The following is a 20,867-nucleotide window of genomic DNA, read 5'->3' as shown; positions in this document are numbered from 1 at the left end:
AACCAGCTCAACCGCTTGTTTCCGCTTCCTTTTTCTCCGCCGCCGCGCCGCTTCGTGAAGCGCCGCCCCGTCGGTGGAGCGGGTTATAGGCGCCCCCACCAAACACGCGCAACCCCTTTTTTCGTCCCTGCTGCACTTTTTTGACGGACACGGTTCCCCCTCCCGGAGGCGGGTCCAGGGTCGATGCTTTTGCACAGGTTGCGCCGGACGATGCCGGGTTGATAGTGTGGCATCGCTTTGTTGGTTGGCAAAACATACTGTAAACCGGGAGGCTCGGCAATGGACAACGCTTGCACGGCGCACATCCACGAGCTTGTCCGTGTCTCCGGCGGCGTCGCGTCCAACCGCGATCCGATCATCGAGGCCTCGTGGCGACGCTGCGTGTCCGACCACAAGCTCGACCCGACGGTCGGGCGCGAGGCCCGCATCCTGCCGCAGGAACGGCTGCGCCTTCACCGCGACGCGATGGACGAGTTCCTGCGCACGGCCCGCTTCGGGCTGGAAGCGCTGTACCGGCAGGTCGCGGGGATGGGCTACGTGCTGCTGCTGACCGACAGCAACGGGATCACCGTCGACTTCATCGGCGACCCGACCTTCGACAACCATCTGCGGCGGGCCGGCCTCTATCTGGGATCCGACTGGAACGAGGGGCACGCCGGCACCTGCGCGGTCGGCACCTGCATCGCCACCGGCACGGCGCTGACCGTCCACCAGACCGACCATTTCGACACGACCCACATCCCGCTGACTTGCAGCTCCGCCCCGGTTTTTGAAAGCGGCGGCGAACTGGCCGCCGTGCTGGACGTCTCGGCACTCCATTCGCCGGAACCGAAGATCAGCCAGCATCTGGCGCTCCAGATGGTCAAGACCTATGTCCACAAGATCGAGAACGCCAATCTCTACAACAACTTCCGCCGCGACTGGGTGGTGAAGCTGTCGGCGTCGCAGGAGTTCGCCGAGGTCGATCCCGATTACGTCATCGCGCTCGACGGCGGTGGCCGCATCATCGGCTTCAACAACAAGGCCCGCCGGCTGCTGGCGCCGGAGGATGCGGAGTCGCCGCTGGGATGCTCCTTCGCCGAGCTGTTCGACTGCGAGGTGGAGGATCTCGTCCGCTTCGTGCGCTCGCTGCCGAGCGACCAGCGCACGCTCCGCCTGCGACGCACCGGGACGCCACTGTTCGCCCAGGCGATGCCACCGCCGGCCGTCAGCCTGCCGCGCGCCCATGGCGGCGACGGCTCCCATCACCCCGAACCCCTGCCCGAGCCGCTGTGCGCGGTGTCCGGCGGCGATCCGGCTTTGAAGGCGGTGCTGACGCGCGCCGCCAAGCTGGTGAACACCCGGATGAGCCTGCTGATCCACGGCGAGACCGGCACCGGCAAGGAGCATCTCGCCAAGGCGCTGCACCGGGCCAGCGCCCGCCGCGGCAAGCCTTTCGTCGCCGTCAACTGCGCCGCCCTGCCGGAGGCGCTGATCGAAAGCGAGCTGTTCGGCCACGAGCCGGGAGCCTTCACCGGAGCGGCGGCGCGCGGCAAGAAGGGGCTGATCCTGGAAGCCGACGGCGGCACCCTGTTCCTCGACGAGATCGGCGACATGCCGCTGACGGCGCAGACCCGGCTGCTGCGCGTGCTGGCCGAGCGCGAGGTGACGCCGGTCGGCCGGACGCGGGCGGTGTCGGTCGACATCCGCGTCATCGGCGCCACCCACCGCGACCTGATCGAGATGGTCAAGGCCGGGCGCTTCCGCGACGACTTGTACTTTCGTCTCAACGGCGCGGTGTTCACCGTGCCGCCGCTGCGCCAGCGCGGCGACCTCGATTGGCTGATCGACCGGCTGCTGGCCGAGCGGGCGGCGCGCGACGCCAGCGCCTACCGGCTGACCCCGACGGCCCTGGCGGCCCTGCGCGCCCATCCCTGGCCGGGCAACGTGCGCGAGCTGGTGAACGCGCTGGACTACGCCTGCGCCGTCTGCACCGCCGGGGTGATCGAGTTGGCCGACATTCCCGAGCCGGTGCAGCACAGCGGGCTGTTCAGGGCGTGGCCGGCCAACGGCGCGGCGTCCACCATGACAACGCCCGCTCCGGTTCGGCCGGAGGAGGGTGGCCAGGATCCCGCCGCCCGGCTCCGCGAGACCCTGCGCCGCCATCACTGGAACGTGTCGGCGGCGGCGCGGGCGCTGGGGGTGGACCGATCGACCGTCCACCGCCAGATGCATCGCTTCGGCATCGTCGCGCCGCATCGGCTCGACTGAACGCCACACCTGTTGCAGGCCGATGCAACAGGTTGCGCAACAGGTGACGCGGCACGCGCCGCCGGATCGCGCACCGATCGTTGAAAATCGTGATGATCGGCCACACTGACGGCTTGGCACGCCGGTTGCTCTCTTCCCTTCGGCATCCACGCATGAAGGGGACGCATCGTGACTCCGGTCGTCGGCATCGTCGCCAACCCCGTTTCCGCCCGCGACATCCGGCGGGTCGTCGCCAACGCGGCGAACCTCCAGGTCACCGACCGGGCGAACATCCTGCTGCGCGTGCTGGCGGCGCTGCGCGCCTGCGGCGTCGCCGAGGTGCTGATGATGCCGGAGAAGGGCGGCATCCGCGGCCATGTCGAACGCGGGGTGGCGCGGGCGCGGGCTCATGGCGAGGATCCCTACCCCGCCATCCACCCGGTGGCGATGCCGGTCACCGGCACCGTCGAGGACACCCACCGCGCCACCCGCGCGATGCGGCAGGCCGGGGTCTCCGCCATCGTCGTGCTGGGCGGCGACGGCACCCACCGGGCGGTGGCCGCCCAGTGCGGCGCAGTGCCGATCGCCGGCATCTCGACCGGCACCAACAACGCCTTTCCCGATCACCGCGAACCGACCATCACCGGGCTGGCGACCGGGCTGGCGGTGACCGGCCGGGTGCCGCCGCACATCGCCTTCGCCGGCAACAAGCGCATCGACGTGGCGATCAACGGCGAGACCCCGTCGGAGATCGCCCTGGTCGACGTGGCGCTGGTCGCCGAGCGCTACATCGGCGCCCGCGCCCTGTGGCGCACGGAGAATTTCCGCGAACTCTACGTCACCTTCGCCGACCCGGAGGTGATCGGCATGTCGGCCATCGCCGGGCTGCTCGAGCCCGTCACGCGCGGCGAGAGCGGCGGGCTGATGGTGCGGCTGTCGCCCGCCGGCCAGACGTCCCCACCGTCCGGGCCGCGTCCCGGCGGGACCATCCTGCGGGCGCCCATCGCGCCGGGGATGATGGCGGCCGTCGGCGTCACCGACTGGCGCCGCATGCCGGCCGGCGTGCCCTTCGTCCCGGAGGTCGAGGCCGGCACCATCGCGCTCGACGGCGAACGCGAGCTGTCCTTCACGGCGCGGGACCGGCTGTCGCTGACCCTGCGCGACGACGCCTTCCGCACCGTGAACGTGAGCGGCTGCATGCGGCACGCCGCCGAGAACCGGCTGCTGACCGGCACCCCCGTGCCGGTCTCGGCCGATCTTTGAGCACCGCCTCCCAACAACCGCCAACCGCACCGGGGAGAACCACCGTGACCGAGAATCCCTTTCCGCTCAGCAAGGACGACCTGCTGCGCGCCTACCGCACCATGCGGACGATCCGCGAGTTCGAGGAGCGGCTGCACGTCGATTTCGCCAAGGGCGACATTCCGGGCTTCGTCCACCTCTACGCCGGGGAGGAGGCCTGCGCCACCGGCATCATGATGCATCTGAACGACAATGACCGCATCGCCTCGACCCACCGCGGGCACGGCCACTGCATCGCCAAGGGCGTCGACGTCCACGCGATGATGGCCGAGATCTACGGGCGCAGCACCGGCGCCTGCCGGGGCAAGGGCGGCTCCATGCACATCGCCGACCTGTCCAAGGGCATGATGGGCGCCAACGGCATCCTGGGGGCCGGCGCCCCGCTGATCTGCGGCGCGGCGCTCGCCGCCAAGGTGCGCGGCGACCGCGGGGTCGGCATCACCTTCGTGGGCGACGGCGCCTCCAACCAGGGGACCTTCCTGGAAAGCCTGAACCTCGCCGCCGTGTGGAACCTGCCGGTGGTCTTCGTGGTGGAGAACAACGGCTACGCCGAATCCACGGCTATGGAATGGGCGGTGTCCTGCGACAGCTACGTCGACCGCGCCACCGGCTTCGGCATGCCGGGCGTCACGGTGGACGGCACCGACTTCTTCGCGGTCCACGAGGCGGCCGGCGAGATCATCCGCCGCGCCCGCGAGGGCGGCGGCCCGGCGCTGCTGGAATGCAACATGGTCCGCTTCTACGGCCATTTCGAGGGCGACGCCCAGACCTACCGCGCCAAGGGCGAGGTCGAGGCCCTGCGCGCGTCGCGCGACTGCCTGGTCATGCTGGGCGAGCGGGTGATCGAGGCCGGCGTCATCGCGCGCGCCGAGTTGCAGGCCATCGACGGCGAGGTCGCCGCCCTGATCGAGGACGCCGTGCGCGCCGCCAAGGCCGCCCCGCTGCCGGCGGCCGGCGATCTGCTGACCGACGTCTACGTCGCCTACTGAGTTCCAAACGAACAAGCCACGCGGAGGAAATGCCATGTCCCGCAAGATCAGCATGAAACAGGCGATCAACGAGGCGCTCGACCTCGAAATGCGCCGCGACCCCACCGTCATCGTCATGGGCGAGGACATCGTCGGCGGCACCGGCGCCCATGGCGAGGCCGACGCCTGGGGCGGCGTGCTCGGCGTCACCAAGGGGCTGCACGCCAAGCACGGCGACCGGCTGATGGACACGCCGCTGTCGGAATCGGCCTACATCGGCGCGGCGATCGGCGCCGCCGCCTGCGGGCTGCGGCCGGTAGCGGAGCTGATGTTCATGGACTTCATGGGCGTCTGCTTCGACCAGATCTTCAACCAGGCGGCCAAGTTCCGCTACATGTTCGGCGGCAAGGCGGAAACCCCCGTGGTCATCCGCGGCATGGTCGGCGCCGGCTTCCGCGCGGCGGCCCAGCATTCGCAGATGCTGACCCCGCTCTTCACCCACATCCCCGGCCTGAAGGTGGTCTGCCCGAGCAACGCCTACGACGCCAAGGGGCTGCTGATCCAGGCGATCCGCGACAACGACCCGGTCATCTTCTGCGAGCACAAGAACCTCTACGGAATGGAATGCGAGGTTCCGGCCGAATCCTACGCCATCCCCTTCGGCGAGGCGAACGTCCTGCGCGACGGCGACGACGTGACCATCGTCAGCTACGGCCTGACCGTCCACCGCGCCATGGCGGCGGCGGACGCGCTGGCCAGGGAGCGGGTGGAGGCCGAGGTGATCGACCTGCGCACCCTGTCGCCGATCGATTGGGACAGCATCGTCGAGAGCGTCGAGCGCACCGGCCGGCTGGTGGTGGTGGACGAGGCGCACCCGCGCTGCAACCTCGCCACCGACATCGCGGCTTATGTCGGGCAACACGCCTTCGGCGCGCTGAAGGCCGGGGTGCAGATGGTGACGGCGCCGCACACGCCGGTGCCCTTCGCCCCGTCGCTGGAGGATCTCTACGTCCCCAGCGCCGAGGCCATCGCCGCCGCCGCACTCCGCACGCTGGCGCCGACCGGCACCACGCCGCGCAGCATCGCCGCCTGATGGAGCCGCCACGGGCCGCCTTATTTCCGCCGGAGCCTGAATTCATGTTGAACGAGCGCATCAAGCCCATCGTCATGCCGAAATGGGGCCTGTCCATGTCGGAGGGCAAGCTCACCGGCTGGCTGAAGCGGCCGGGGGCCAGCGTGGCCCTCGGCGACGAGCTGCTGGAGGTCGAGACCGACAAGATCACCAACGTCGTCGAGGCGGGGGACAGCGGCATCCTCCGCCGGGTGCTGGGCGAGCCCGGCACCGTCTATCCGGTGAAGGCGCTGATCGCCGTGCTGGCCGAACCCGACGTGCCGGACAGCGAGATCGACGCCTTCATCGACGCCTACGCCGCGCCGGCGACCGGCGGCGCAGGGGAAGAGGAGGAAGCCGGCCCCCGTTACCACTTCGCCGAAACCCCGGCCGGAACGCTGCGCTACGCCAAGCGCGACGGGACGCGCGGCGAGAGCGGGCCGGCCGTCCTGCTGCTGCACGGCTTCGGCGGCGACCTCGACAACTGGCTGTTCACCATCGACGCGCTGGCGGAGAGCGCCACCGTCTACGCGCTCGACCTGCCGGGGCATGGGCAATCGGCCAAGACCCTGGCCGATCCGACCCTGGCGGGCCTGTCGAAGGCGGTGCTCGGCTTCATGGACGCGGCCGGCATCGACCGCGCCCACCTCGTCGGCCATTCGATGGGCGGTGCGGTGTCGATGCGGACGGCGCTCGACGCGCCGGAGCGGGTGGCGTCGCTGTCGCTGATCGCGTCGGCCGGGCTGGGGAGCGCCATCGACCACGGCTACATCCAGGGCTTCACCGCGGCCAACTCCCGCCGCGACCTGAAGCCGGTGCTGGAGACGCTGTTCGCCGACCAGAGCCTGGTCGGCCGCAAGCTCGTCGACGACCTGCTGAAGTACAAGCGGCTGGACGGCGTCGAGGCGGCGCTGCGGGCGTTGTCCGCCGCGCTGTTCGCCGACGGCGCGCAGGCCGAAATCCTCGCCGGCGCGGTCGCCGCGACCGGACTGCCGACCCTGGTGGTGTGGGGCGAGCAGGACCGCGTCATCCCCGCCGCCCACGCCACGGCGCTGGGCCATGCTGCGCGGAGCGTGGTGATCCCCAACGCCGGCCACATGGTGCAGATGGAGGCGGCGGGCAAGGTCAACGCCCTGCTCAAGGAGCACATCGGCACCCCCGCCACCGGCACGGCCACCTGACCCCTTGCGGACCGGCGCGCCACGGAAGGCGCACCGGTCAAAGGAGACCCATCATGCCCGATCTGAGGAACAAGAGCATCATCGTCACCGGCGCCGGACGCGGCATCGGCGCCGCCATCGCCCGCGCGCTCGCCGCCGACGGCGCCCGGTTGACCATCGCCGACCGCACCGCCGACGAGGCCGAGCAGGTCGCCGAAACCATCCGCGCGGCCGGCGGCGCCGCCATCGCCGTCACGGTCGACGTGCGGGACCGCGACGCCGTGCGCCGCATGATCGACGAGACGGTCCGCGCGTACGGCCGGCTCGACGTTCTCTTCAACAACGCCGGGGTGGCGCAGACCAAGCCCTTCCTCGACATCACCGAGGAGGACTGGCGCTTCGTCACCGACGTCAACGCGCTGGGCGTGCTGATCGGCATGCAGGAGGCGATCAAGACCTTCCGGACCCAGGGCGGCGGCGGCAAGATCGTCAACACCGCCTCCATCGCCGGCAAGCAGGGCTACGAGCCGCTCGCCCATTACTCCGCGAGCAAGTTCGCCGTCGTGGCCCTGACCCAGGCGGCAGCGCGCGCCTTCGGCAAGGAGGGGATCACCGCCAACGCCATCTGCCCCGGCGTGGTGGCGACCGAGATGTGGAAGGTCATCGACAAGGGCTTCCGCGACACCGGCCTGACCCGGACCGAGAACGAGGCGTTCGACATGTTCGCGGCCGGCGCCGTGCTCGGCCGGCCCTCGGCGGCGGAGGATCTGGTCGGGGTGGCGCGCTTCCTCGCCTCCTCCGATTCCGACTTCATGACCGGTCAGTCGCTGATGGTCGACGGCGGCATGGTCTTCACCTGACCGGCGGCCGCCGAAGCCGGCCAACCCGGCCGGCAATCCACGCTCGGCAACCCTCGCTCAGCAGCCATCGGCGCGCCGTTCCGGCAAGCCGCTGCCTTCGGCCTCCTCCCGGCCGGCAAGCCGGTGGCGAACGACGAGCGCGACGGCGACCAGCATCAGGGCGGCCACGCCGACCACGCCGGTGAAGGCCTGGTCGAAGGCCGCCCGCGCCACGCCGACGACCTGCTCCGCCTGGAATGGCGCCAGCCCCTGGGCGAGAGCGAGAGCCTCGTCGATGCTGTCGCGCGCTTCGGAGGCGATCGCGATCCCCTGCGGGACCAGCATGGCCCGCGTGTAGAGCACCGACATCAGGCTGCCGAGCAGCGCGATGCCGAGCGTTCCGCCCAGCTCGTAGGAGACCTCCTCGATCGAGGCGGCCATTCCGGCCCGCTCCTCGGGGGCCGAGAGCATGATGACCGAGGACGCGGCCGTCACCGCGGCGCCGCTCCCGAACCCCATCGCCGCGAGAGCGGTGATCCACAGGGCGGCGGGGCCGTCGTGGCTGGCGAGGAAGGCGATCAGGGCCAGCCCGGTCACCATGAGCGCCCCCCAGAGCACCCGCGCGGAGCCGAGCCGCGACAGCGCCAGCCCGGTCAGCGGTGCCGCCACCAGGGACGCGAGCGGGATCGGCAGGATCAGCAGGCCGGCGTCGAGCGGCGACAACCCCAGCACCAGCTGGAGGCGCTGGCTGAACACCAGCTCCATCCCGATCAGCGCCGCCGACGCCGTCAGGGCGGTCGCCACGCCCGCCGAAAAGCGCGGGTCGGCGAACAGCGAGAAATCGATCAGCGGAAAGCGGGCGCGGCGCTGCCGGCGCACGAACAGCAGCGTGGCGATCAGGCCGACGGCCAGCGCCAACCCGGCCGCTTCCCAGGAAGGGTCGCGCTTGGCGGCTTCCTTCAGCGCATAGACCAGGCCGCCGAGCCCGATCATGGCCTGGAGCGAACCGGCCAGATCCCAGGGATGCCCGGCGTCCCCGGGACGGTTGGTCAGCAGAAGGGCGCTGCCCGCCAGGGCCGCCGCGACCACCGGCACGTTGATCAGGAAGACCGCCCCCCAGCGGAAATGCTCCAGCAGCACCCCACCCATCACCGGACCGGCCGCGGCGCCGCCGGAGGCGATGGCGGCCCAGATGCCGATGGCGAGCGACCGCTCCTCCGGGTCGGTGAAGGTGAGGCGGATCAGGGACAGCGTCGCCGGCATCATCATCGCCGCCCCGACCGCCAGCACCGCCCGCGCGGCGATCAGCGCCGCCGCCGAAGGCGCGAAGGCCGCGCCGAAGGACGCCAGGCCGAACACGAGAAGGCCGGTCATGAACATCAGCTTGTGGCCCAGCCGGTCGCCCAGCGTGCCCGAGGCCGGCAGCAGCCCCGCCATCACCAGGGGATAGGCGTTGACGATCCAGAGCTTCTGCGAGGCGGTGGCCCCCAGGTCGCGGGTGAGCGTCGGCAAGGCGGTGTAGAGCACCGTCATGTCGACGACGATCAGGAACAGGGCGCTGGAAACGGTGGCCAGGGTCAGCCATCGGGTGCCGGGAGCCATGAGTCGGGGGATCCTTGGTGGTGACGGAGGCGGGACGCCGGGAGGACCGGCCTCCATTCAGCTCCGGCCGTCGAGGAGCGCGCGCAGGTCGTGCCGGAGGCTGCCCCATTCCTCGTCGGGAAAATCCATGAAGCCGAAGGCGCGCAGAAGGAACGCGCCCTCGGCGGCGAGGAAGGCGAGCCTGGCCCGGCGCCCTTCCTCGGAACGGGGATCGAGACCGCCGAACCGCTCCCCGTACCAGGCCCTGGTGCTGTCGATGTGCTGTTTGGCCTCGATCAGCGCCGCCATCATGCCGGCCGCCCGGGCATGGCTGTCGGCGTCCATGGCCATGGTGGCCTCGACGTGGCCGCGCACTGCCTCCACCGGCGTCGGCGACGGCCCGGCGAGGGCGGTGATCTGGGCGTCGTACTCGCGTCCCCAGCGTTCGATCATGGCGGCGATCAGGTCGTCCTTGGTCCCGAACCGCGACTGGACGCCGCCCTTGGAAACGCCGGCGGCCTTGGCGACGGCGTCCATCGTCAGGCCGCCGGTCCCCGCCTTCAGCAGAATTCCTTCGGCGATGTCCAGAACCCTGTCCCGGTCGATCGTCGGCGGGCGTCCCATGAAACCTCCCGGTCTTATTCAAATCCATACGGATGGATTTGTAACTGCGGACACGTCCACGGACAAGCGCCTTGCGAAGGGGCGGGGCGTCCGGCCGGCACGCACGCCGCAACGCCGGCCGCCAGCTTGACGGTTTCGGCGTCATCCCGATAAGGTGAAAATGGGAAATCCAACGGCCATTTTCCACCGGCGGCCGCAACCGGGCCGGGCTCCATCAGGATAAGAGTGAAGCGATGAACAATCCGGTCCGCTTCCTGGTTTTCGCCCTTGCGCTGCTCGCCACCTGGATGAGCTGCCAGCCGGTGTCCGCCGAGCGTCTGGCGCTGGTCGTCGGCAACAGCGACTACCGCAACGCCGACAGGCTGCCCAACGCCCGGCGGGACGCGGAGGCGGTGGCCGACGCCCTGCGGCGCCTCGGCTACACGGTGGTCGACGGGTACGACCTCGACCTCGACGGCATGCAGGCGCTTGTCCGCCGCCTCGAGGACACCGCCCGGCAGACGGCACCCGACGTTGTGCTGGCGTATTTCGCCGGCCACGGCATACAGCTCGCGGACCGGAACTATCTGCTGCCGGTCGATTTCCGGCTGACCCGCCTCGGCGAGGTCGACCGGTCGTCGATGTATCTGAACCAGATCCTCGACCGGATGCGCGGAGCGCGCAAGCTCCGCGTCGCCATTTTCGACGCCTGCCGGGACAACCCTTTCGCCGCCGAGCTCGCCCGGCTTCTGGACCGGCGCAGCGTCGGCAGCGTGGCCACCCGCGGGCTGGCGCGGATCGCGCCCCCCGACAACCGTGGAAGCGACGTCCTGGTCGCCTTCGCAAGCGAGGCGAACACGGTCGCCGAGGATGGCGCCGGGCTCCACAGCCCCTACACCGCCGAACTGCTCAAGCACATCGCGACCCCCGGCCTGGAACTCCGCACGCTGTTCGAGCGGGTGCGCGACGGTGTCCAGACGGCCACCCAGGGCCGCCAGCGCCCCTTCGTCTCCGCCTCCCTCGGCGGCGCCCAATATTGGCTGGCGGAGCGCCCGGCGGCGGCACAGACAGCGATCACCCAGGCGGCGACCACTCCGGCGGCGGGCAGCCCGCCGGCGCTCAAGGAGTCCCCCCGCGACCCGCCGGTCTCCCGCCGCGCCCTGACCGTCGGGTTCCGCAACGTCGACGACAGCTCGGCGATCCGCCAGCTCATCGAAAAGCAGATCCCCTCCTCGCTCGTGCGGCTGACCGTGGAACCGGACCTCGCGGACGCGGTGTTCGTCGGCGTCGGCGACGGCCTGCAATTGAAGCTGCAAAACCCCGCGCTGAATTCGGCGGCGGGCCAGCGCAGCTTCGCGCGCCGCGCCGTCGCGGTCGGGGTCTCCACCTCGGCCCGGCCCAACTGGGACCGCTCGTCGCCGATCGTCGATCTCGTCAAATCCCTCAAGGTCATCGCCGAGAACAGCGACCTTCTGCTGCTGGGACGCGGTTCGGCCGGCTTCCGGCTCAGCCTGTCCACCGGCAACGGCCAGGACCGTTTCGTGAACGACGAACGCCTGTCCTACAGCCTCAGATCGGAAAAGGACGCCCATCTCCTGCTGATCGCCGCGTCCTCCGACGGCAGCGTCAACATCCTGCTGCCCAACCAGCTCACCCCCGTCGCGCGCGCCGCCGCGGGACAGCCCGTCACCCTGCCGAGCGGCGGCGAGTATTTCTTCGTCACCGCGCCGTTCGGCACCGACCTCATCAAGTCGATCGCCTTCCTCGACAAGCCGCCCTTCCTGAACGAGCTGATCCCGAAGAACACCGCCTATTCCAGCCTGCGGCCAAAGGAGATGAAGCGCCTGCTCGACCGCATCGCCGCGTGGATGGACGCCAACCCCGGCCGCTACGCCGAGACGGCGCTGTTCATCGAAACCACCGAGCGCTAGCGCCCCATCAACCAAGCGCCAGCGCCTCCCCCGCGGCTACTGGATCAGGTAGTAGGGAGCCCAGATGTAGGGCGAGTCCGGATATTCGGCCCGCAGCCGCTCCTGGCTGGAGGCGAACGCCTGCCGGACATCCCTGCTCTTGCCGAGGGCGTCGTAGAAATACTCGACGAACTTCCCGGCGGTCATGGAGTTCACCTTCCACAGCGTCAGCACGATGTTCTTGTTGTTGCCGATCAGCAGAGGACGCAGAATCCCGAGCAGCTCCGCGCTGTTCCGGTTGTCGTTGGCGGTGAGGCCGGTCTCGCAGGCGGCGAGGAACACGAGCTCGTTGCCCTGGGCCGCCGGAAAGCTCAGCATGTCGCGGGCGTAGAGGGCGGCGGCGTCGTTGGACGAATCGTCGATCCGGCTGCCCGCGAACAGAAGCTTGGACGCCGACGGATCGTCCGGGTTGTAGAGTCCGTGCATCGACAGGTGCAGGATGGAGCGGCCGCCGGCCGCGCCGAACGCGCTCTTCGACGCCTCCGCACGCGCCAGCAGCTGCGAGCCCGGGAAATTCCGGGAGATGTGGGGGATCTCCAACTCCGAATCCAGCAGGTCGCCGGTCGGGTTGAACAGGCCCAGGACGCTGGCGGTGGACAGCCGCGACTGCGGCGCGAAGCCCATGAGGTTGAGCGCCCTCGGCGCATCGGTCCCCATGGCGAGGGCGAAGGGGTATTTCGACAGCCATTTGTCGGGGGACACCACCGTGCCCGCCTCCACCGGAAAGGGCAGGAGCAGTTTCGCCGCCGCCCCGGCGGCCGGGCGCCGACGGCCCGTGGGCGAAGGAGCGGCCGCGACGGGAGCGGCAGCCGGGCTGGCCGGGGCGGGTCCGGCGGCGACCGCGACCGCGCGGCTCGGATCGAGCAACAGATACTCGGCCTCCAGGCCGGCGATCTCCTCGTCGATGCTGGCGCGCAGGGCGCCGATCTGGGAGCCCGACAGGCGGCGCGCCTGGATCGCCCCGCGCTCCAGATAGGTGATGTAGAGGGCGCCCTCGACGAAGACGTCGCCGTCGGCGGCGGGACGGGCCGGCTGCGGAACGGCGGAGCCCGCCGGCTTCGCCGCCACGGCGACCGCCCGCAGCTCCATCAGGGATCCTGCGGAATCGCGGCGCGACGCCAGGGCGAGCGGCGAACGGGCGGGCGCCGCCTGATAGTCGCCGGCGATGTAATAGTCCAGGAAGGGTGGAGCGGACCGCGCGCGGGACAGGAACGCCTGCTTGTCAGGCAGATGGGTGACCGGATCGATCGCGACGATCTGGCTTCCGCCCGCCAGGCGTGGGCTCTGCGCGCTGTAGCGGGCGCGCTCCTCCAGGATCATCCGGGATTTGTTCAGGGAGATGTAATAGAGCATGTCGTGAAGGCGCTGGGCCTTGTGACAGGTCTCGATCAGTTTATCGATGTGCCGGTTGACCAGCCGGTTGTACGACCAGCGGGACGCGTAATCGGTGATGTTGCTGTAGGGGATGTAGACGACGGCGAGCGCCATCTCCTCGGCTTCCAGATCGCCGGTGCGGTCGAACACGGCCTCGTAGTAGCGCGACAGGGAGAGGAAGTCGATTTCCTGGAAGAAGAAGTCCGTCGGCTTCATTCCCTCCTTCCGGGCGAGACCGGCACCGGCCAGCGCGCGCGGCGGAGCGCCGAGATTGATGAGCTCCCATTCGGCCCGGATCAGCCGGCTGATCACCTGCCTGCGGTCGGCCGTGCCGGGGTAGGTCTGGAGAAGGTCGGCGTTCACGGCGGCCAGGAAGTCCTCCATCTCGCTCCGCGACCGGATACGGCCCGCCGTCGGAGAGGATCCCGACAGCAGGCTGCGGTTCCGCGCCATGCGCTCGCGGGAACCGGCGACGATCTGGCCGGAGGACACATTGACGTAGCGGTCGCGGTACGCCGTGTCCTTCAGGATGCGGTTGTTCGCCGAGTTCGACTTGAAGCCGCTTTCGGCGGCCAGGACCCCGATGGCCTGGATCTGGCCGTCGGCCTCGATCGCCCGCTCGATGTCCAGCAGATGGTAGCTGTAGAGGTCGGCCAGCTCGTTCAGCAGATGCTGCTTCTCCGACGCCGATGCCGCGGCCTTCAGTTCGGCGAGCATCAGGCGTTCCGCCTCGGAATGCTCCTGCCGCTCGTAGGCCCCCTGCGTGGCGTTGAGGCGGTCGATCCGCTGGGCGAGCTGGCTGTCGCGGACGCCGATCACCGTTTCGGAGGCGCAGGCGCCAAGGCTGACGGCGAGGAGACCGGCGGCGATGCGGGACGGCCAGTTCGCGGGCTTCACCGCCCCGCCGCGCGACCGGCCATGGCGAATGCACATCGTCATTATGGGAATCCCACGCAATGATTTGAAATGCAAAAGTTGATGAATTATCATAATTTGCCTTTTTCCGTGTGGGCAAGGCCAAACACGATCGGGAAATACGAAATCCCCGCTTCACTGCGCGTCGCGGCGGCCGTGCCCGTTTCCTCCTTCCTCCTGTCCGGCTGCGTCCAGACGGGCATGGGGAACGCGATGAGCGCGGCGGTGGACCGATCGTCCGATGCGCCGGCGCCGCGGATGGAAGCCTACACCCAACCCGCCCAGGGGGGCGCGCGGACGGGCAAGCTGGTCTTCAACGCGAGCCACCAGGATGTCGCGCTGAGCTTCATCAAGAGCGGCAAGGGCATCCTGGAGCCGGTCTACGACCTGAAGCTGACCGACCGGAACAGCTTCGACCTCGTGCCCGACTGGGAGGCGACGAAGGAACTCCACAAGGCGTTGTCGGCGACGATGACGCTGGCCCCGCTGGAGGACACGCGGACCTATTCCGCCCGCCAGTTGGAGCAGATCAGGCGCCAGCAGGCGGAATGGACGGAATTCCTGCGGGAATCGGTCCGCACCGAGATCACCGGAGAGGCGAAGGTCAGCGGGGCCGACCTCCTGGCCATGCTGGGATCCGACAAAAAGGCGCAAAGGCGCGCCGTGGGCGGCGGAATCGGCGGCCAGTTGTGGGAAGCCGCCGACCCGACCGACAAGTCCCCCTACGCAGCTCCCTATTATTCCAGCGTGCTGAAGGACTTCAACCGGACGGGAACCACCCCCTGAAACGACCGGGGCGCGGGTTCACTCCCCCGCCCAGCCGACCGCCAGCAAGATCTTGCCGACATGCCGGTTGCTTTCCATCAGCCGGTGCGCCTCGGCGGCATGGATCAGCGGGAAGACCTCGTGGACGACCGGCTTGACGCGGCCGGCCTCCAGCAGCGGCCACACCCTGGCGCGGAGCTGGTCGGCCAGCGCCCGCTTGTAGGCGACCGGCCGGGCGCGCAGGGTGGAGCCGGTCAGGGTCAGCCGCTTGGTCATGACGGGAAAGAAGTTCACCGTCGCCGTCGCCCCGCGCACGAAGCCGATGCAGACGTAGCGCCCCTCGACCGCCAGCGCGTCGAGGCTGCGCGCGACGTAGTCGCCACCGACGATGTCCAGCACGACGTTCACCCCGGCGCCGTCGGTGGCCTCCCTGACCACCGTGACGAAATCCTCCGTGCCGTAATCGATGGCGCGCTCGGCGCCGAGGTCGAGGCAGGCCCGCGCCTTGTCGGGCCCGCGCGCGGTGGCGAAGACGCGGGCGCCGAAGGCGGCGCCGAGCTGGATCGCCGTGGTGCCGATGCCCGACGTGCCGCCATGCACCAGCAGCGCCTCGCCGGGCTGGAGCCCGCCGCGCTCGAACACGTTCGACCAGACGGTGAAGAACGTCTCCGGAAGGGCGGCGGCCTCGGCCATCGACAGGCCGTGCGGCACCGGCAGGCATTGCGCGGCGGGCGCCGTGCAATATTCGGCGTAGCCGCCGCCGGCCAGCAGCGCGCAGACCGGATCGCCCACCGCCCAGCCCGTCACCCCCTCCCCCACCGCATCGACGGTGCCGGCGACCTCCAGGCCGGGGATGTCGCTGACGCCGGGCGGCGGGTTGTATTTGCCGAGCCGCTGAAGCACGTCCGGCCGGTTGACGCCGGCCGCCGCGACGGCGATGCGCAGTTCGCCCGCCGCCGGAACCGGGATCGGACGGCGGACCGGGGTCAGCACCTCCGGCGCGCCGGGCTGGGCGATCTCGACCGCCATCATGCTTCTGCTGTCGCTCATGCGTCCCTCTTGCCGCGAAACAACCGGCGGACACTGTGCGGAGGGCGCGCGGCGACGTCCATGCCGGGACCGGGGGGATTTTACCATGCGGAAACGGGTGCACAAAAAAACCGCGCCCGGTAAGGGGCGCGGCCAGTATCCGAGAGAAGCGCGAACATGCAAAACAACACATCCGCCCGATGAGAAAGGAAATCCCCTTCCCCGAAGCCACATTCGCACGATTTCCGGATCGGAGAACCGAAAAAACGATGTTTTTCCATCCCGCGAAAACTTGAAAAATGATGATGATAACACGGAAAAAAGGCCGCATTCCTTGCGGAATGCGGCCCGAGTGCGCCAGGGAGGAAAACACCGGATGGGAACCGTTCAGACCCTCCGGCTCTTGGCGTCCGTGTGATTCATGTGACTCGTGCGCGGCGGCGCGATCAGCCCGGCGGACGCCCGCCGATCTCCAGGGTGACGGCGGCGGCGGCGCGCTTGACCATCTCGCCGAGCGCGATGACCCGCGCCTCCTCCATGCGCCGGCTGGAGCCGGAGACGGAGAGCGCGCCCATCACGCGGGCGTTCTCGTCGAAGATCGGGGCGGCGATGCAGCGCAGACCGGACACCCGCTCCTCCTGGTCGAGCGCGTAGCCACGGTTGCGGATCAGCGACAGGTCACGGTGCAGGGCGGGCAGCGACGACAGGGTCGTGCGGGTGAACTGATGCATGCCGCGCTGGGTGACGATGGCCTGAACCTTGGTCTCCGGCATGCCGGCGAGCAGCGCCTTGCCGACCGCCGAGCAATGCAGCAGCGTGCGGTCGGCCTGCGGGACGGCGGCCTGCGCCACGCGCGGCCCGCCGACGCGGGCGAGGTAGATGGCTTCCCCGTTTTCCTCGACGGCGAGGTTCACCACCTCGCTGCTCTCCTCCATCAGGCGGCGCATGCGCGGCCGGGCGACGTCGACGAGGTTGCGGGTCTTCAGGAAATTGGTACCGGTCATGTAGGCCTGGACGCCGACCACCCAGCCGCGCGCGCTCTGGTCGAAACGGACGTAGCGCTCGTATTGCAGGGTCGTCAGCAGCCGGTGCGTCGTCGAGGGCGACAGGTCGGCGGCGTCGGCGATCTCGGTCAGGCTGAGCGGGCTGTCGGCCTCGCCCAGGATCGTCAGGATGTTCAGGGCGCGGCAGAGCGATTGGACCACCTGCCCGCGTTCGGCCTTGACGTCGTCGCTCTTCACGACGGCGGTCTTGATGATGGCGGCGGCGCCGTCCTGCGGATTGTCGTGGGTGATCCGGCGGGCGGTCCGCGTCTGGGCTTGCGCTTTCATATCCGTCTCCCTCGGTGATCCGGCGCGTGGTCCACGCCTGTGGTTGGTTTGGCTGGTTGGTTTGGTGTCGGTTTCAGGGCGGGCGCCGCTCCCTTCGCGGCGCCCGGTCGCTCAGGCGGTGGGTCAGCCGTGCATGGCCTTCAGCATGGTCGAGCCAAGCGAAGCGGGGCTGTCGGCGACGGCGATGCCGACCGACTTCATGAAATCGATCTTGAAGTCGGCGGTGTCGTTGCCGCCGGAGATCACGGCACCCGCGTGGCCCATGCGGCGGCCCGGAGGGGCGGTGCGGCCGGCGATGAAGCCGACGACCGGCTTCCTGGTGCCCGACGCCTTGAGGAACTCGGCGCCCTTGACCTCGGCGTCGCCGCCGATCTCGCCGATCATGATGATGCCCTCGGTCTCCGGGTCCTTCACGAACAGTTCCAGGCTGTCGACGAAGTTGGTGCCGTTGACCGGGTCGCCGCCGATGCCGATGCAGGTGGTCTGCCCCAGCCCGGCCGCCGTGGTCTGCGCGACCGCCTCGTAGGTCAGCGTGCCCGAGCGGGACACGATGCCGATCTTGCCGCGCTTGTGGATGTGGCCGGGCATGATGCCGATCTTGCACTCGTCCGGCGTGATGATGCCGGGGCAGTTCGGCCCGATCAGGCGGGTCGCCGAGCCGTTCAGGGCGCGCTTGACGCGCACCATGTCGAGCATCGGGATGCCCTCGGTGATGCAGACGACCAGCGGGATCCCGGCGTCGATGGCTTCCAGGATCGCGTCGGCCGCGAAGGGCGGCGGCACGTAGATCACGCTGGCGTTGGCGCCGGTCCTCTCCACCGCCTCGGCCACCGTGTCGAAGATCGGGCGGTCGAGATGGGTGGAGCCGCCCTTGCCCGGCGTGACGCCGCCGACGAGGCGGGTGCCGTAGGCGATGGCCTGTTCGGAGTGGAAGGTGCCCTGGGCTCCGGTGAAGCCCTGGCAGATCACCTTGGTGTCGGCATTGACGAGAACGGCCATCAGGCGGCTTCCTTCACCACGGCGGCGACGATCTTCTCGGCGGCGTCGGCCAGATTGTCGGCGGAAACGATGGGCAGGCCGGACTCGGCGAGGATTTCCTTGCCCAGCGTGACGTTGGTGCCCTCCAGGCGGACGACCAGCGGCACGTGCAGGTGCACCTCGCGGGCGGCGGCCACCACGCCCTCGGCGATGACGTCGCAGCGCATGATGCCGCCGAAGATGTTGACCAGGATGCCTTCGACGTTCGGGTCAGAGAGGATCAGCTTGAAGGCTGCGGTGACGCGCTCCTTGGTGGCGCCACCGCCGACGTCGAGGAAGTTGGCCGGCTCGCCGCCGTACAGCTTGATGATGTCCATGGTGGCCATCGCCAGGCCGGCGCCGTTCACCATGCAGCCGATGTTGCCGTCGAGCTTGACGTAGTTGAGGTCGTGCCTGGCCGCCTCGATCTCCGCCGGGTCCTCCTCGGCCTCGTCGCGCAGGGCGGCCACGTCCTTGTGGCGGAACAGGGCGTTGTCGTCGAAGCTCATCTTGGCGTCGAGCGCCAGGATGTCGCCAGCGCCGGTAACGATCAGCGGGTTGATCTCGACGATCGCGCAGTCCAGCTCGACGAAGGCCTTGTAGGCGGCGGCGATGAACGTGGCGGCGGATCCGACCTGCTTGCCTTCGAGCCCGAGGGCAAAGGCGATCTTGCGGGTGTGGTAGCCTTGGATGCCGGTGGCCGGATCGACGGCGACCTTGACGATCTTCTCGGGCGTGTTGTGGGCGACCTCCTCGATCTCCATGCCGCCTTCGGTCGAGGCGATGATGGTGACGCGGCCGGACGCGCGGTCGGTCAGCAATCCCAGATACAGCTCGCGCCTGATGTCGGCGCCCTCCTCGACGTAGAGGCGCTTGACCTCCTTGCCCGCCGGGCCGGTCTGCTTGGTGACGAGGATGTGGTTCAGCATCTCGCCGGCGTTCTTGCCCACATCCTCAATGGACTTGACGACGCGGACGCCGCCCTTGCCATCCGGGTTGTCCTGGAAGCGCCCGGCGCCACGGCCGCCGGCGTGGATCTGGGACTTCACGACCCAGACCGGACCGCCCAGCTCGCGGGCAACCGCCTCGGCCTCTTCCGCCGTGTAGGCCACACCGCCGCGCGGCACGGCGACGCCGTACGACTTCAGCAGCTCCTTGGCCTGATACTCATGGATGTTCATGGTGGTCTTGGTTCCCAATAGGAACGGGCGTCTTCGCCGCGTGTCCCCTCTCCCCCGGAGAGGGTCAAGGTGAGGGGGCTGTCCCCTCCGTGCGTTCACTTGCGGGGCCGGTTAACCCTCTCCCCGGGGGGAGAGGGCTTGAAGCGTGGAAAAAGGTCTTACTCCGCCGCCATGCGCTCGACGAGGCCGAGCGCGCCGCTGTCGCGGATGTCCATGATGTCGCGGTCGTCGAAGCCCAACACCTCGCGCAGGATCTCGTCGGTGTGCTCACCCAGGAGCGGGGAGCGCGTCACCTCGGTCGGGCTGTCGGAGAGCTTGATCGGGTTGCCGACGGTCAGGTAGCTGCCGCGCGTCGGATGCGGCACCTCGACCAGCGTGCCGGTCGCGAACAGCGACTGGTCCTCGGCGATCTCCTTCATCGACAGGATCGGGCCGCAGGGGATGTCGTACTTGTTCAGAATGTCCATGACCTCGAACTTGCTCAGGGTCTTGGTCCAGTCCTCGACGGTTCCGAAAATCTCCATCAGGCGCGGCAGGCGGGCGGCCGGGGTGGCGTAGTCGGGGTCGGTGATCCACTCCTCGCGGCCGATCACCGTGCAGATCGACTTCCACACCGGAGCCTGGGCGATGAAGTAGATGTAGGCGTTGGGGTCGGTCTCCCAGCCCTTGCACTTCAGGATCCAGCCGGGCTGGCCGCCGCCCGACGCGTTGCCGGCGCGCGGCACCGTGTCGCCGAACTCGCCGTTCGGGTATTGCGGGTACTCCTTCATCGGCCCGTGGGCCAGACGCTGCTGGTCGCGCAGCTTGACCCGGCAGAGGTTCAGCACGCTGTCCTGCATCGCCGCCAGCACCTTCTGGCCCCGGCCGGTCGTCTTGCGCTGGTAAAGCGCCGTGACGATGCCGAGCGCCAGATGCAGGCCGGTGCCGCTGTCGCCGATCTGGGCGCCCGTCACCATCGGCGGGCCGTCGTCGAAGCCGGTGGTGGAGGCCGCCCCGCCGGCGCATTGGGCGACGTTCTCGTAGACCTTGCAGTCCTGGTAGGGACCGGGGCCGAAGCCCTTGACCGAGGCCACGATCATCGCCGGGTTCAGCTCCTGGATGCGCTCCCAGGAGAAGCCCATGCGCTCCAGCACGCCGGGGGCGAAGTTTTCGACCATCACGTCGCAGGTGCGGATCAGCGCCTCCAGCACCTCCTTGCCCTTGGGCGTCTTGGTGTCGAGGGTGATGGACCGCTTGTTGTGGTTCAGCATGGTGAAATACAGGCTGTCGGCGTCCGGCAGGTCGCGCAGCTGGCTGCGGGTGATGTCGCCCTCGCCCGGCCGCTCGACCTTGATGACGTCCGCGCCGAACCAGGCGAGGAGCTGCGTGCAGGTCGGCCCCGACTGCACATGCGTGAAGTCGAGAATCCGCACACCCTCGAGTGCCTTGCCCATGTATTTCTCCCCCTCTGCCCAATGTCCCGTGATGGTCGATGGTCCGGCGGCTTTTCGCC

The 20,867-nt window shown here is 69.4% G+C and carries 16 protein-coding genes; 8 read left to right on the top strand and 8 right to left on the bottom strand.

Annotated features, from left to right (window positions below; translation table 11 throughout):
- Positions 1-279: 279 nt before the first annotated feature.
- From J2847_RS31615 to J2847_RS31590, 6 genes are all read left to right on the top strand, one after another.
- Positions 280-2,250 carry a sigma-54-dependent Fis family transcriptional regulator gene (locus tag J2847_RS31615; RefSeq protein ID WP_209782700.1) on the top strand — a complete coding sequence of 657 codons (1,971 nt, stop codon included), beginning with the start codon at positions 280-282 and terminating at the stop codon, positions 2,248-2,250.
- 168 nt (positions 2,251-2,418) lie between these two features.
- Complete coding sequence (locus J2847_RS31610; protein ID WP_209782699.1) at positions 2,419-3,492, top strand: ATP-NAD kinase family protein; 1,074 nt, start codon at positions 2,419-2,421, stop codon at positions 3,490-3,492.
- A gap of 44 nt (positions 3,493-3,536) precedes the next feature.
- Entirely contained in the window at positions 3,537-4,520 is a 984-nt protein-coding gene (locus J2847_RS31605; protein WP_209782697.1) for a thiamine pyrophosphate-dependent dehydrogenase E1 component subunit alpha, read from the top strand.
- Positions 4,521-4,554: 34 nt separating this feature from the next.
- Positions 4,555-5,592 carry an alpha-ketoacid dehydrogenase subunit beta gene (locus J2847_RS31600; RefSeq protein WP_209782696.1) on the top strand — a complete coding sequence of 346 codons (1,038 nt, stop codon included), beginning with the start codon at positions 4,555-4,557 and terminating at the stop codon, positions 5,590-5,592.
- 44 nt (positions 5,593-5,636) lie between these two features.
- Positions 5,637-6,791 carry an acetoin dehydrogenase dihydrolipoyllysine-residue acetyltransferase subunit gene (locus J2847_RS31595; RefSeq protein WP_209782695.1) on the top strand — a complete coding sequence of 385 codons (1,155 nt, stop codon included), beginning with the start codon at positions 5,637-5,639 and terminating at the stop codon, positions 6,789-6,791.
- A gap of 53 nt (positions 6,792-6,844) precedes the next feature.
- Positions 6,845-7,630 carry an SDR family NAD(P)-dependent oxidoreductase gene (locus tag J2847_RS31590; protein ID WP_209782694.1) on the top strand — a complete coding sequence of 262 codons (786 nt, stop codon included), beginning with the start codon at positions 6,845-6,847 and terminating at the stop codon, positions 7,628-7,630.
- Between the two features lie 57 nt (positions 7,631-7,687).
- Here J2847_RS31590 and J2847_RS31585 read toward each other — a convergent pair whose 3' ends face one another.
- Together J2847_RS31585 and J2847_RS31580 are read right to left on the bottom strand one after the other, a co-directional pair.
- Entirely contained in the window at positions 7,688-9,211 is a 1,524-nt protein-coding gene (locus J2847_RS31585) for an MFS transporter (RefSeq protein WP_209782693.1), read from the bottom strand.
- A 57-nt stretch (positions 9,212-9,268) separates the two neighbouring features.
- Positions 9,269-9,814, bottom strand: a complete 546-nt coding sequence (locus tag J2847_RS31580) for a TetR/AcrR family transcriptional regulator (protein WP_209782692.1) — start codon at positions 9,812-9,814, stop codon at positions 9,269-9,271.
- Between the two features lie 233 nt (positions 9,815-10,047).
- Here J2847_RS31580 and J2847_RS31575 point away from each other — a divergent pair, with 233 nt between their 5' ends.
- Positions 10,048-11,724 (top strand): caspase family protein, encoded by a 1,677-nt coding sequence (locus J2847_RS31575; RefSeq protein ID WP_209782691.1) that lies wholly within the window; start codon positions 10,048-10,050, stop codon positions 11,722-11,724.
- 36 nt (positions 11,725-11,760) lie between these two features.
- On the opposite strand, the gene J2847_RS31570 is transcribed toward J2847_RS31575, so the two are convergent.
- A complete protein-coding gene (locus tag J2847_RS31570) occupies positions 11,761-14,076 on the bottom strand; it encodes a CHAT domain-containing protein (protein WP_209782690.1) in 2,316 nt (771 codons plus the stop codon).
- Between the two features lie 234 nt (positions 14,077-14,310).
- On the opposite strand from J2847_RS31570, the gene J2847_RS31565 reads away from it, so the two are divergent.
- Complete coding sequence (locus J2847_RS31565; RefSeq protein WP_209782689.1) at positions 14,311-14,838, top strand: hypothetical protein; 528 nt, start codon at positions 14,311-14,313, stop codon at positions 14,836-14,838.
- 18 nt (positions 14,839-14,856) lie between these two features.
- On the opposite strand, the gene J2847_RS31560 is transcribed toward J2847_RS31565, so the two are convergent.
- The 5 genes from J2847_RS31560 to frc all read right to left on the bottom strand — a co-directional run bounded on the left by J2847_RS31560 (position 14,857) and on the right by frc (position 20,808).
- Positions 14,857-15,867 carry an NAD(P)H-quinone oxidoreductase gene (locus tag J2847_RS31560; protein ID WP_209782688.1) on the bottom strand — a complete coding sequence of 337 codons (1,011 nt, stop codon included), beginning with the start codon at positions 15,865-15,867 and terminating at the stop codon, positions 14,857-14,859.
- Positions 15,868-16,292: 425 nt separating this feature from the next.
- Positions 16,293-17,177 carry an IclR family transcriptional regulator gene (locus J2847_RS31555; RefSeq protein WP_209782687.1) on the bottom strand — a complete coding sequence of 295 codons (885 nt, stop codon included), beginning with the start codon at positions 17,175-17,177 and terminating at the stop codon, positions 16,293-16,295.
- Between the two features lie 123 nt (positions 17,178-17,300).
- Positions 17,301-18,176 (bottom strand): succinate--CoA ligase subunit alpha, encoded by an 876-nt coding sequence (sucD, locus tag J2847_RS31550; RefSeq protein WP_209782686.1) that lies wholly within the window; start codon positions 18,174-18,176, stop codon positions 17,301-17,303.
- Positions 18,176-19,375 (bottom strand): ADP-forming succinate--CoA ligase subunit beta, encoded by a 1,200-nt coding sequence (sucC, locus tag J2847_RS31545; protein WP_209782685.1) that lies wholly within the window; start codon positions 19,373-19,375, stop codon positions 18,176-18,178. The genes sucD and sucC overlap by 1 nt, the downstream gene beginning before the upstream one ends.
- A gap of 158 nt (positions 19,376-19,533) precedes the next feature.
- A complete protein-coding gene (gene frc / locus J2847_RS31540) occupies positions 19,534-20,808 on the bottom strand; it encodes a formyl-CoA transferase (protein WP_209782684.1) in 1,275 nt (424 codons plus the stop codon).
- Positions 20,809-20,867 lie beyond the last annotated feature (59 nt).

Source organism: Azospirillum agricola (assembly GCF_017876095.1).
GTDB lineage: Bacteria > Pseudomonadota > Alphaproteobacteria > Azospirillales > Azospirillaceae > Azospirillum > Azospirillum agricola.
This window is presented reverse-complemented; position numbering and strand designations above follow the sequence as displayed.